This window comes from Chitinophaga sp. LS1 (assembly GCF_034274695.1).
Classification (GTDB): Bacteria; Bacteroidota; Bacteroidia; order Chitinophagales; family Chitinophagaceae; genus Chitinophaga.
Window position 1 is genome coordinate 392471 of record NZ_CP128362.1, and the last position, 13292, is coordinate 405762.

The following is a 13292-nucleotide window of genomic DNA, read 5'->3' on the forward strand; positions in this document are numbered from 1 at the left end:
TTTGTTCGCTTAAAAAGGCGCTCGTTCTTTACACGAAACGTCGTGTTAGTATTGTTGATTCTTATACTGCGGCAGGTGCAGCGATTTCCAGCGGATCTGCATAGTGTGCAAGACCGAAGTTGCGTGTTTGCGCTTCTTCAGGATTCAACACATGCCACTCAAATTCATCGCGGAAGTGACGGATAGCAGCAGCTACCGGCCAGGCAGCAGCATCACCCAATGGGCAGATGGTGTTACCTTCTATCTTACGCTGAATATCCCACAGCAGATCTATATCGCTCATTTTACCTTTACCCTTCTCGATGTTTTTGAGCACACGCTCCATCCATCCGGTACCTTCACGACATGGGCTACATTGTCCACAGCTTTCGTGGTGGTAGAAACGGGCAAAAGTTAAGGTGTTTTTCACAATGCACTGGTCTTCGTCCAGCACGATGAAACCACCGGAACCCAGCATTGTACCGGTAGCAAAACCACCGTCAGCCAGGCTTTCGTAAGTCATCATGCGCGGCTCACCTTTCGCTGTTTTCAGCAGCAGGTTAGCAGGCAGGATAGGTACGGAGCTACCACCCGGAATGCACGCTTTCAGGCGTTTTCCATTGGGGATACCACCGCAATATTCATCAGAGTAAATAAATTCTTCTACTGAAATGTTCATTTCAATTTCATACACCCCTGGTTTGTTGATATTACCACAGGCAGAAATGAGTTTGGTACCGGTTGATTTACCAGTGCCGTATTTGGCATATTCTTCACCGCCGATACGCAGAATCGGTACTATGGTAGCCAGTGTTTCCACATTGTTTACCACAGTAGGACAATCGTATAAACCTTTCACCGCAGGGAATGGAGGTTTGATACGTGGATTACCACGCTTACCTTCCAGACTTTCGATCAGGGCAGTTTCCTCACCACAGATGTAAGCACCTGCACCACGTTGTACATATATTTCAAGATCGAAACCGGTGCCCTGGATATTTTTACCCAGCCAGCCGTTTTTCTTTGCATCTGCAATTGCTTCTTCCAGGATATCAGGGATCCATGCGTACTCACCACGGATGTAGATATAACAGGTATTACATCCCAGGGTATAGCTGGAGATGAGCAGACCTTCTATCAACAGGTGAGGGATGAATTCCATCAGGTAACGGTCTTTGAAAGTACCTGGCTCAGATTCATCGGCATTACATACCAGGTAGCGGGGCACGCCTTCCGGTTTTGCAATGAAACTCCATTTCATACCGGTAGGGAAACCAGCACCTCCACGGCCTCTCAGACCGCTTTTCTTCACCTCTTCCAGCACCAGCTCAGGCGTCATGCTTTTCAATGCTTTCTCCGCCGATCCGTAGCCGCCGTTAGCCCGGTATACATCATAATACCGGATATTTTCTATATGTGCTTTGTCAAAAAGTAATTTGCGTCCCATCTTACTATTATGATTTGTAGATTGGCTTTTAGTTTGCGTTTGCCCTGCATTCTGCAATGATGGCATCCACCTTTTCAGGTGTCAGGTGTTCTTTGTAGTGCTTACCCAGCTGCATCATTGGCGCGTAACCGCAGGCACCCAGGCATTCTACTGCTTTCAGAGTAAAGAGGCCGTCTTTCGTCGTCTCTCCCACTCCTATATCCAGTTTCTTTTTAATATAGTCGATGATATTGTCTGAACCGCGCAGCATGCAGGGGCCAGTCTGGCACACCTCGAATACATGCTTGCCTACCGGCTGCAGGTTAAACATTGAGTAAAAGGTAGCCACTTCATACACTTCAATTGGCGTTATCTGCAGCAGGGAAGCTACGTAATCCATAGTCTCTGTGCTGAGCCAACCGCCAAACGCGTCCTGTGCAAGGTGCAGCACCGGAATAAGCGCGCTCTTCTGTCTACCCTGAGGATAGCGGGAGATGATCTCTTTTACTTTATTCAGCTTCTCTTCTGAAAACATATTCTATAGTTAAAAAAACAAAAAGGCGTTTCGTTTGCTTTATGCATCCAGCTCTCCTGCAATCAGGTTCAGGCTACTCATACAGATCAGGGCATCACTCAGCATGGCGCCTTTGATCAGTTCAGCATAAGCCTGGTAATAAATGAAGCACGGACGGCGAAAATGCAACCTGTAGGGGCTACGGCCTCCATCACTGATGAGGTAAAAGCCCAGCTCCCCGTTGGCACCTTCTACAGCATTGTACAATTCGCCTGGTAAAATATCGGATTCACCCATGATGATCTTGAAGTGATAAATGAGTGCTTCCATTTTGGTGTATACATCGCTCTTGTCTGGCAGGTAATATGCCGGCACATCTGCATGGTATACATCGGAGGGCAGGCCTTTCACTTTATCCATCGCCTGACGGATAATGCTGAGACTTTCCCACATTTCACCGTTACGAACCAGGAAACGGTCATAACAGTCACCGGTGGTGCCTACTGGTATAGAAAATTCAAAATCTTCGTAAGAGGAATAAGGATGAGCCACACGTAAATCGTAATCCACACCGGCAGCACGCAGGTTAGGACCAGTAAAACCATAGTTCATCGCTCTTTCAGCACTGATTGGACCTACGCCCTGTGTACGCTCCATAAAAATACGGTTGCGGTTCATCAGGGTTTCGAACTCCTTCAGGGCTTTGGGAAACTCAACCAGGAATGTTTCGATCTTATCGAAAGCAGCTGGTGTAAAGTTTCTTTCAAAACCACCCACACGACCAATGTTGGTAGTAAGGCGGGATCCACAGATTTCTTCGTAGATCTCATAAGCCAGCTCACGCCAGCGCATGAGGTACAGGAACCCGGTGAAGGCACCGGTATCTACACCTACAACCCCATTACAGATCAGGTGATCACAGATACGTGCCAGCTCCATAATGATCACACGCAGGTAGTCCACACGCTTAGGGGTTTGAATACCCAGCAGTTTCTCTACGGTAATGTGCCATCCCATATTATTGATAGGAGAAGAACAGTAGTTCAGACGGTCTGTAAGAGGAGTAATCTGGTAGTAAGGACGACGTTCTGCAATCTTCTCAAATGCACGGTGGATATACCCCACAGTAGATTCGGAACTGACAACACGCTCACCGTCTATTTCCAATATATTTTGAAACACCCCGTGTGTAGCAGGGTGGGTAGGTCCGAGGTTGAGGGTTTGTGTAACCCTTTCAATAGATCCTTCCGGAAGTGTTATATTATGTTGCTCTGACATGATCAACGAATAATTAATTATATGCCAATATGCCCGCCGCGGCCGAACATTTCATCATCTTTATCTATACGAGACTGGTCTTCCAGTGGGAATTCCTTACGCATTGGGAAGTAATCCATCTCATCCACGTTCAGAATACGCTTCAGGTTTGGATGCCCTACGAAGTTGACACCAAAGAAGTCGTAAGTTTCACGCTCCATCCAGTTTGCAGATTCATACAGACGGGTAGCAGTAAATACTCTTGGATCTTCCACACTGGTATAAACCTTCATACGAAGTCTTACGCGCTGGGCAAAATTGTAGAGATGGTACACTACTGCCAGCTCTTCTCCTGTACGATCAGGATAGTGCACAGCAGTGAGGTCTGTTAAAAAACGAAATTGCAGCTCCTCATCATCGTAAAGGAACTGCATCACTTTCAGGTTCAGATCTTTAGGTACTGTAAAATTAAGCATCCCAAAGGTTTCTTCCACCTGTGAGACAGCCTCACCAAACTTGTCGGTTAGTCGTTGTTTAATATTGTCGTTAGTCAAGGACATTGCAGTGTATATTTAAGAACACAGATACAGGAGTAAAGTGTATCGTGATCTTTATTGTATGCCGTAGGAATTCAACAGTTCTTTGTACTTATCGGAATGGCGGCGACGTAGGCTTTCCTGACCAATCAGGTCCTGGATACGCATAAAGCCATCAATAATTGCTTCAGGACGTGGAGGGCATCCTGGTACATATACATCAACCGGGATAACCTGGTCAATGCCCTGTAAAACGGAATAGGTATCAAATACACCACCGCTGCTGGCGCAGGCGCCTACAGCGATTACCCAGCGTGGCTCTGCCATCTGCAGGTATACCTGACGTAATACAGGTCCCATTTTCTTGGAGATAGTACCCATTACCATCAGCAAATCACACTGACGAGGGGTAAATGCCATTCTTTCTGCACCAAAACGTGCCAGATCATAAGTAGACGCCATCGTTGCCATGAATTCGATTCCACAGCAGGAAGTGGCGAAAGGCAGCGGCCAGATGGAGTTTTTACGTGCCAAACCAATCGCTTTGTCAAACGAAGTCGCAAAAAAACCTTCCCCGGAATATCCCTCAGGGATTTCCACTGTCTTCACTTTCGTATTATACTGAACCGGACGTGCCATAACCTTTCAGATTTAAAATTTCAATATCAGATTTGTTCCCTTTAGCAGGCACAGCTTCACATGGGGCTGTGTGCCATTTTCTATTAATCTTCCCATTTCAGGGCTCCCTTCTTGAGTATATAGAGGAAACCTACCATAAAAAATGCCACAAACATCAACATAGCCATAAACCCTTCCCAACCCAACAGACGGAAATTAATCGCATAAGGATAAAAGAAAATAACCTCCACGTCGAAGAGTACGAACAGGATGGCCACCAGGAAGTATTTAATAGCTACTGGCTGACGGGCGTTACCATGTTGTTCAATACCACTTTCGAAGGTAGCCAGTTTGTCTTTGGTTTTCCTTTTAGGACCCAAAAAGTGAGTGGCGAACATGGTAAGACCTACAAAACCCAGCGCAGCTATTAACTGTAATACAATAGGAAAATAGCTAAAAGGAGTAGTTGCTGACAATAATACTGTGTCTATAAACATAAGCTTCCCTATAAATCGTTCATCAGAATGAGCAAAAATAGGCTAAGTCTAGCAATATTCAAATCTATTGAAGGATTAAAATATTATGTTTTTTCCCCAACCGGAAATAAAAAAACCCCGGCAGTCGCCGGGGTTTTCTATTTAAAGCTCAGTTTGCTTATTTCTTGTTTCCCTGAGGAGCAGGCTTGGAGCTGGATTTAGCCCTGTTTGCCAGGTTTTCTTTGATCGCAGCAACAGTAGCGTTGTTAGGATCGATAGAAGCTACCTTGTCCATCCAGATCTTCATATTAGCATCATCATCTTTGTTGTAATAGTAGATCATCAGGTACTGATAAGGGAACATCAGCTGGCTTGGCTTCAGTTTCTCATCACCTTTGATCTCAAACAGATGCTGGAAGTAAGGCAGTGCGGCACCATCTTTTGCTTCTGGATCTTTCGCCATATTTGCACGACCTCTCCAATAAGTACCCAGTACTTCCTGGGTAGGATATTTAGCTACGAACTGACCCCAGGTAGAATCTGCCTGATTGTATTCGTGTGCGTAGATTTCCATGGTACCTTTCCAGAACATATCCTGGATTTTACCGGTATTTTTCTCATCAGAGAAATCATTTACCAGTTTACCATACCATTCTGCTGATTTTTTGGTAGCACCCATTGCTTTGAAGGACTCAGCTACGTTTCTGTATTTTTCTGCATCTTTTGCAGTGTCAGCAAGTGCGTATTTTTCCAGGTACATAGCTGCCAGGGAGTCGTTCTGAGCTCTCTGCGCAGAATCACCTATGTTTGCCTGATATACAGCGCTTAACAGTTTGTAGTCGTTAGCCACCAGCTTGGAATCACCTGCCGCTTTTGCGTAAGCTTCCATTTCAGTTTTAGCGGTAGCTGTATCGCCTTTCTGCAGGTAAGCATCTGCCAGCAGGCGGGTAAATTTACCTCTGTTAGCTTCAGTTGTCTGTGGTAATACAGATTTAGCTTTGCTGATAGCTGCATCGTATTCTTTCTTGAAGAAAGAGATAGCCGCCAGGTTATACTCGTTTTCCAGTTTACCGGCACCTTCACCTACTACACTCATATATTTCTCCAGGTACTTTGCTGCATTTTCCAGTGACAGCTGAGCTTTGGTTGGAGTAATATAGAATTCGTACAGCTGATAGTACGCAGGACCATAGTTAGCATCCATGTTGGTTGCTTTAGTCCAGTCGTTTACAGCATCCTGCAGCAGCTTGGCATTGTAGTTTACCAGACCTTCTTTCATGGTAGCTTCAGCACTATTAGGATCCAGCTCTAAAGCCTTCTCATAAGTGTTGATCGCTTTACCACCATTTTCACCACCCAGCATACGGTAAGCATCACCCAGCTCGATATAGTCAGCAGCGGTAGCTGTATAAACTTCTTTTTTCTTACGGCCTTCGTTGTTCAGCAATTTCTCCATTACACTCGCAGCATAACCGCGGTCACCGCCTTTAATTTCAGAGTTAGCATCTGCGATCGCACGGGCTACATCGCCATTACGACCCTGTGTTGCAGTAGTAGCAGCTTCAAACTTCTGCTTTGCAGCAGCAGCATCACCTTTCAATAGATCCAGTCTGCCCATACCCACCTGCAATAAAGAGGATGTAGGAACTGCTGTCAGACCTTTCTGAAAAGTAGCAGCAGCACCATTGTTATCACCCAAACCTAACTGAGCGATACCGAGATAATAATATGCTCTTTCTTCATTAGGCTTGGCGGCTATTACTTTCTCCAGGTCTTGTTTGGCTGTTTCATACTTGCCATAATACAGGTCTTTCAATCCATCTTCTACAGATTGAGCCATTGCGCCGTTCGCGACGCATAGCATTGCAACAATTAAACTTTTCCGTCTGTTCATGAGCAATCCGGTTTTTAATTTTAGTTGTGTTAGTTTTTTACTTGATGTTCGCTTCCCTAAACACGATGTTCAATCTCGCAGGGAACAGTTTGAATTTACCTATCACCATTTGTCCTTCTTGTCCTCCGAGGAAGGTAGCGAACCCGGACCCCAATCCACTGTAAGGCTCTTTTAAGCAAAAGAATAAACCTCTTTTCAGCGGATATGAACCGAGAGCAATATATGCCTGAAATGGTTTTACAAATTCTGAACCATTATCAGCACGCACCTTCACTACGTTCACCTTGTTTGTAAATTCTATTGCCTGGGCATCGTTGGTATCTGATATCCAGCTTACCCCGATTACTCCCAGTGCATCTTTTGATTTAGCCACATAATCAACCACTTCAGGATTGGTTTTTGCCGCCATTACATTCTTTGGCAATGCCTTTCCCTTGTTGATTGAATCCTGGATATATCTTACTGTACTTGAATTCGAATTGTCAAAAATGATTTGCCATTTTTTTTCCGCATCTGTTCCGTCCATTATGTTGCGCACCTGGTCCAAAGTGAGGATAGAATCCGGATTACTATGATTAGTAATCAATGCTACGCCATCCCAGGCGAGCAACATACTTTGTGGCGATATCTTAACTTTTTTCAAATAATCCAGCTCCTGCTGATTGAAGTCCCTGGTTACGAGGATCAATCGTGCACTGTCAGCCATCAGGTCTCTGAAACAGTCTACTTCGGGTTTGTATTCCGCAATGATATGAGCTTTCGGATAAAGTGACTCAAAAACTTTTATTTCCGACTCAATCAACGGTCTGTATGTCTCATCTACACTTATTTTGATGGTGCCGGAAGTTGGCGTATCCTGCACCTGACCTGTTTTATTGTTCGATGTACAGGATGACAAGATAATCATTGTTGCCAACAATGCGATATAATTCCGGTTCCTTTTAATGATACTGGTAAACATATGCCTGACTATTAAATCGTTAATTCCTATTAAAAAATGCATTTTTCACTCCACGGTATACGCGGAAAATACCATAAGCGATTAAGACCCCTCCAAATATAGTGAGTACAGTCTGCGATACCTGGAACTGCCCGAAGCCGAGACGTTCAGCAAATATTGCAAATAATCCAAAGAGCATAAAAAATAACCCTCTAACTAACTCTCCAAGTGAGCGGTAATCGATGCTCATATTCCTTTTACCAGATCTTTCGTGTTCCATCAGCATTGTTGCGAATTACAAGTATACAAAAAAAAATTTCTAAACAAATACCTGTTCTATTAGAAGATTGTCAAGAAAAATGGGGTGCATGCTAAACGTACAACTAGAAAATCCGCCACTAGCGCAGGTTTCGTAAACGTCTGGCATTCATACATTTTTTCATATTCAATCTACAGTTAATTATAAACGAAGTTGTTAAAACCTTGTTAATACTAAGTAGAATCAAATTTCCCCCTATTTGCAATATATACGAGAATAATCTTCATCATAGTATCACGTAATTATTATATAGATGCAACATAATTCAAATTCCATAACTCATGCCAGGTAAACTGCACCGGCCCTGACAGTGCCCCAATTTCCGCCCTGCGGGCCTTTGGGCAAAATTGAGGTAGATTAATAAAATAATGTTAAAATCTTGTAGGTTTGCGGCAATTATGAAAATATTAATGGTTTGTCTGGGTAACATTTGCCGCTCTCCCCTGGCAGAAGGCATCCTCAGATATCTGGCAGACGAAAAAGGGCTGAACTGGGACATCGATTCAGCCGGCACTGGCAACTGGCACGTGGGTGACCCACCAGACAGACGGTCTGTTAAGGTGGCCAGGCAACATGGCATAGATATTTCAGGCCTCAGAGGCCGCCAGTTCCAGGTAAGCGACTTCGACGAATTTGACCGCATCTTCGTCATGGACCTGGACAATTACCGCGATGTGCTGCGCAAAGCCCGCACAGAAACAGACAAAGCAAAAGTACAGCTGCTCCTTGATAACCAGGAACCTGTACCCGATCCATGGTACGACGACGCCCTCTTCGAACCAGTTTATAATATGATCTATAAAGCCTGTCAACGCATAGTGTCAGGCACTGATATATAAAAATCAAAACGATGATAAAACCCAGTATACCCAAAGGTACCCGTGACTTCGGCCCTGTGGTAGTAAGGAAAAGGCAGTATATTTTTCAGACGATCCGCGAAACATTCGAACTGTTTGGCTTTCAGCCACTGGAAACCCCTGCCATGGAACAAATGGATACCCTGACCGGTAAATATGGTGAGGAAGGGGATAAACTGATTTTTAAAATTCTTGATAACGGCGAGATCCTGGGCCGCGCCCAGCAAGCAAAAGATAGCCGTGAACTGGGGATACTGCTGTGCGAAAAAGCATTGCGCTATGACCTCACCATTCCCTTCGCAAGGTTTGTGGTGATGAATCAGAATGATCTGGCGTTTCCATTTAAAAGGTATCAGATGCAGCCGGTATGGCGTGGCGATCGCCCTGCTAAAGGCCGCTACCGCGAATTCTACCAATGTGATGCCGATATCGTAGGTAGCAATTCCCTGATCAATGAGATCGAATTGCTCATGATTTACGATACAGTGTTCACAAAACTAGGGATGGAAGGCTATGAAATCCGAATCAATAACAGGAAAATCCTGGGTGCACTGGCGGAAGTCGCTGGTAAACCTGAGTTATTGACGGATATTACCATCGCTATCGATAAACTGGACAAAATTGGACTAGATGCCGTAAAACAAGAACTCTCTGAACGCGGCCTGAATGATAGCGAAATCTCAATTATTTCAAATTTCCTCAACATTGAGGGGAATAATGAGGAAAAATTGCAACAATTAGGCGAACTGTTCAAAAATAATGAAACCGGTAAAAAAGGTATTGAAGAGCTGACATATGTGCTTCATTCTCATCCAGGTTCATTTAAAACCACGCCTATTCTTGATGTTACCCTTGCCCGTGGCCTAAACTACTACACTGGAATGATCGTGGAAGTAAAAGCACCAGCAGCTGTGAAAATGGGTAGCATCGGCGGCGGCGGCCGTTATGATGACCTCACTGGTCTCTTTGGTCTGCCTAATCTCTCTGGTGTTGGTATCTCCTTCGGTGTAGACCGTATCTATGATGTACTCGAAGAATTACAACTCTTCCCGGCTACTGCCCAGCAAGGTACCCGCGTGCTCATCTTTAATATGGATGCGAACACGACTGGCGTAGCTTTCCCTATGCTCGCCAGCCTCCGTTCCCGTGGCATCTCTGCTGAACTCTACCACGAGCCGGCTAAGATGGATAAGCAAATGAAGTATGCAAATAAACGCGGTATCCCATATGTGATCATCATGGGTGAAAGTGAAGTGAAAGAAGGCGTGCTCAGTATCAAAAACATGGTGAGCGGCCAACAGGAAAAGATCGCTGTACCTGCATTGGATATGTACAGCTTCGAATAAACCATATTACTACTTCTTTCACCCTGAATTTGAGCATTCAGGGTGAAAGAAGTTCTCCCCTACCTTCGGCATACTTTTATCAGGATAATAATATGCACCCAAATAGAACTGTATATATCGCCCTGGCAGCTAACCTCCTGATTGCCATTATTAAATTCATTTCTGGCTTTTTTACCCACAGCACCGCCATGCTCTCCGAAGGGGTGCACTCCTTAGTCGATACCGCCAACCAGCTGCTACTCCTCCTTGGCATCCGCCTCAGCAAGAAATCTGCTGACGCCAAACGACCTTTTGGCTATGGCAAGGAACTCTATTTCTGGTCATTCATCGTCTCTTTACTGATCTTCGCCATCGGCGGCAGTATCTCTATCTTTCAGGGTATCAGTCACCTGCGTCATCCCGTCCCCCAACAGGATCCATTCTGGAACTACATTGTACTGGCCTGTTCTTTCCTCTTCGATGGCGGTTCCCTCGTAGTGGCGATTGTAGATTTCAAGAAAGTAAAAGGTAAAAAGTCGTGGTGGACAGCGGTGCATCAAAGTAAGGACCCCGCCAGTTTTCTCGTATTATTCGAAGACAGTGCTGCTGTATTAGGATTAGCCGTGGTAGCAATCATGATTTACCTGGGTCACAAACTCAATAATCCATATTTAGATGGTGTCGCATCTTTAATAGTAGGTGTACTCCTTACAGTCGTTTCAGTATTACTAGCCCGCGAAAGCCGTAGCTTGCTAATGGGTGAAGGCATTGCCACTGCTACACAATTCAAAATCCGTAGCATTGTGGAAAATGACGAAGCTGTTGAAAAAGTATTGCAGATCTTCTCTACCTATCAATCTCCTGAAGAGGTAATGCTATTATTAGTACGCTTCAAAGAAAACCTGGACACCCATGAAATAACAGATGCCATTGATCGAATCAAAGCCGCCATCAAAATAGAATTCCCTTTTGCCCATTACATCATTATCACCCCAGGGCAATAATAACCGACGACGATGCCAGTTTAAAAACCAACCGTCTTCCTTGCTGCCCCAGGCCACCCAGTAACAAAAAGGGCCGCTTTCTCAAGCAGCCCCTCTTTTTTTATTTTACTTTCTGATATGCCTCCAACCCCTTCTTCAACCAATCCGCATACTTATCCACATCCGGTGTATACCCCACCGGCGTAGTCAACAACTGCTCATCCGGACTAATCAACACATAATACGGCTGTGAATTATTAATAAAATTCTCCGTCTGCATCGTCGCATACTTATCTCCTATCGTCTTTATCTCTTTCTTCTGCCCATTTGTCGTCGTATACAAAAACTGCTGATCTTCCGGCAATACCTTCCTGTCATCTACATACAATGACACCAGAATATAATCGTCTTCTATCAGATGCTTCACTTCCTTCGTCGTCCACACATTCTCCTCCATCTTCCGGCAATTCACACATGCCCAACCTGTAAAGTCAATCAGAATCGGCTTATGCTGTGCCTTCGCCAGCTCCAACGCTTTCTCATAATCATTCACCACATTCGCTTCCACCCCTTTCACACGATTATTATAAATACTATAACTCAACGGTGGCGGAAAACCACTGATCAGTTTACGGTTAGCCCACTTTGTATTGCTCAAACCAGGCAACATATAAATAGTCAGTACGCTAAAGACTACAATAAAAGCCCAACGGGTAATGCTGAACTTCTTAATCGGAGAATCATGCGGGAAACGGATCTTACCCAACAAATACAACACAATCAGGATACCACAAATGATCCACACTGCGAAGAAAATCTCTCTTTTCACAATGCCCCAGTGTTCCACCAGATCAGCATTAGAAAGGAACTTTATCGCCATACCTATTTCAATGAAACCCAGTACCACCTTCACAGAAGACAACCATCCACCGGATTTTGGCAATGCACTCAATAAATTAGGGAACAACGCAAACAACGCGAATGGCAATGCCAATGCAAAACCAAATCCCGCCATACCCGCTGTGAGCTGTACTGCACCACCATCAGCAGACAATGCGCCTGCCAGCAATGAACCCAGGATAGGACCCGTACAGGAGAAAGATACCAGTGCCAATGTAAGCGCCATAAAGAAAATACCTACCAGACCACCTACACCTGATTTGCTATCTACCTTACTCGCCAGACTACTCGGTATAGTGATTTCAAACACCCCAAAGAACGAAATAGCAAATACAATGAAGATCACAAAGAACACAAGGTTCAACCACACATTGGTAGAGATATTATTAAAGATCTCCGGCGCAATACTATTCAGGAAATAAAAAGGTGTGCTCAGTAATACATAAATCGCGAAAATGAAGAACCCATAAGTCACCGCATTCGCTACCCCTTTCTTTCTGTCCTGCGACTTCTTGGTAAAGAAAGACACCGTCAGCGGTATCAATGGGAACACACAAGGCGTCACCAGCGCTACAAAACCACCGATCAGACCCAATAAGAAAATACCCCACAGGCTTTTCTTTTCATGTACCTGCTCTCCAGTTACAATGACTGCCTGGTCCAATTTGATATTGCTACGCTTCAGCGAATTGACCGCATCAGCCGAACCCTCCTGCAAACCTGCAGCTACACTCACTAATGTACCCGAAGCATCTGCCTTGAATTTATATTTAAACTCTTCAGGACCGCCTATTTCTTCACCTTTCTGGAACATATAGTTCACAGCACCTTCCAGTGATTTCACATCGCCATTCAGGTGAACAGCTACATTCAAAACCACTTTATCTTCAAAATATTTTACGGCCGCATTGTCCAGCAGTGGCTCTTTCGCCTGTTTCAGACTACCTTCTTCTGTAATAGTACCAATGGTGGCTATGCTGTCAGCTACCACACGGGTATTGACCAGGGCATCATCAGGCATTGTGGTGGAAAATACTTTCACTCCTTTCTCAATAGTCCCTGTAAAGTGCAACACATAATCCTGCGCGCCCTTCTTCTCTGCGGTGTATTGCCAATGAACGACAGAATCACTCTGCGCCTGTACCCCAAGGGCTGCCGCAATAAGTATAATGAATGTGAGCAAATGCTTCATATAGATAATAGGATTTAGAGACTGATTCCCCTTTCAAACAATAAACGAGTTCCTCAGGGAACTCGTTTCAATTGAC

General features: G+C 44.7%; 13 protein-coding genes. 3 read left to right on the top strand and 10 right to left on the bottom strand.

Annotated features, from left to right (window positions below; all coding sequences use genetic code 11):
* Positions 1–61 precede the first annotated feature (61 nt).
* The 9 genes from nuoF to QQL36_RS01705 all read right to left on the bottom strand — a co-directional run bounded on the left by nuoF (position 62) and on the right by QQL36_RS01705 (position 7920).
* Positions 62–1426, bottom strand: coding sequence for an NADH-quinone oxidoreductase subunit NuoF (gene nuoF / locus QQL36_RS01665; protein ID WP_083720323.1), 1365 nt, complete (start codon positions 1424–1426; stop codon positions 62–64).
* Positions 1427–1454: 28 nt separating this feature from the next.
* Positions 1455–1940 (bottom strand): NADH-quinone oxidoreductase subunit NuoE, encoded by a 486-nt coding sequence (nuoE, locus tag QQL36_RS01670; RefSeq protein ID WP_083720322.1) that lies wholly within the window; start codon positions 1938–1940, stop codon positions 1455–1457.
* 39 nt (positions 1941–1979) lie between these two features.
* On the bottom strand, positions 1980–3197 hold the full coding sequence (locus tag QQL36_RS01675; protein WP_083720321.1) for an NADH-quinone oxidoreductase subunit D: 1218 nt from the start codon (positions 3195–3197) through the stop codon (positions 1980–1982).
* Between the two features lie 17 nt (positions 3198–3214).
* Entirely contained in the window at positions 3215–3736 is a 522-nt protein-coding gene (locus QQL36_RS01680; RefSeq protein WP_083720320.1) for an NADH-quinone oxidoreductase subunit C, read from the bottom strand.
* A gap of 51 nt (positions 3737–3787) precedes the next feature.
* A complete protein-coding gene (locus QQL36_RS01685) occupies positions 3788–4351 on the bottom strand; it encodes an NADH-quinone oxidoreductase subunit B (RefSeq protein WP_083720319.1) in 564 nt (187 codons plus the stop codon).
* Between the two features lie 83 nt (positions 4352–4434).
* Positions 4435–4827: an NADH-quinone oxidoreductase subunit A gene (locus QQL36_RS01690; protein WP_320577781.1), complete on the bottom strand. Its 393-nt coding sequence runs from the start codon at positions 4825–4827 to the stop codon at positions 4435–4437.
* Positions 4828–4984: 157 nt separating this feature from the next.
* Positions 4985–6700 carry a tetratricopeptide repeat protein gene (locus QQL36_RS01695; RefSeq protein ID WP_321568681.1) on the bottom strand — a complete coding sequence of 572 codons (1716 nt, stop codon included), beginning with the start codon at positions 6698–6700 and terminating at the stop codon, positions 4985–4987.
* Positions 6701–6737: 37 nt separating this feature from the next.
* Entirely contained in the window at positions 6738–7661 is a 924-nt protein-coding gene (locus QQL36_RS01700; RefSeq protein WP_179090957.1) for a substrate-binding domain-containing protein, read from the bottom strand.
* Between the two features lie 19 nt (positions 7662–7680).
* A complete protein-coding gene (locus tag QQL36_RS01705) occupies positions 7681–7920 on the bottom strand; it encodes a hypothetical protein (protein WP_143708678.1) in 240 nt (79 codons plus the stop codon).
* Positions 7921–8357: 437 nt separating this feature from the next.
* On the opposite strand from QQL36_RS01705, the gene QQL36_RS01710 reads away from it, so the two are divergent.
* The 3 genes from QQL36_RS01710 to QQL36_RS01720 all read left to right on the top strand — a co-directional run bounded on the left by QQL36_RS01710 (position 8358) and on the right by QQL36_RS01720 (position 11145).
* Positions 8358–8798 (top strand): low molecular weight protein-tyrosine-phosphatase, encoded by a 441-nt coding sequence (locus QQL36_RS01710; RefSeq protein WP_321568682.1) that lies wholly within the window; start codon positions 8358–8360, stop codon positions 8796–8798.
* A gap of 11 nt (positions 8799–8809) precedes the next feature.
* Positions 8810–10162, top strand: a complete 1353-nt coding sequence (gene hisS / locus QQL36_RS01715) for a histidine--tRNA ligase (RefSeq protein WP_321568683.1) — start codon at positions 8810–8812, stop codon at positions 10160–10162.
* A gap of 92 nt (positions 10163–10254) precedes the next feature.
* Positions 10255–11145, top strand: coding sequence for a cation diffusion facilitator family transporter (locus QQL36_RS01720; protein ID WP_321568684.1), 891 nt, complete (start codon positions 10255–10257; stop codon positions 11143–11145).
* 100 nt (positions 11146–11245) lie between these two features.
* Here QQL36_RS01720 and QQL36_RS01725 read toward each other — a convergent pair whose 3' ends face one another.
* The gene (locus QQL36_RS01725) at positions 11246–13216 is read right to left on the bottom strand and encodes a protein-disulfide reductase DsbD family protein (protein WP_321568685.1); all 1971 of its coding nucleotides are present in this window, start codon (positions 13214–13216) and stop codon (positions 11246–11248) included.
* Positions 13217–13292: the final 76 nt, after the last annotated feature.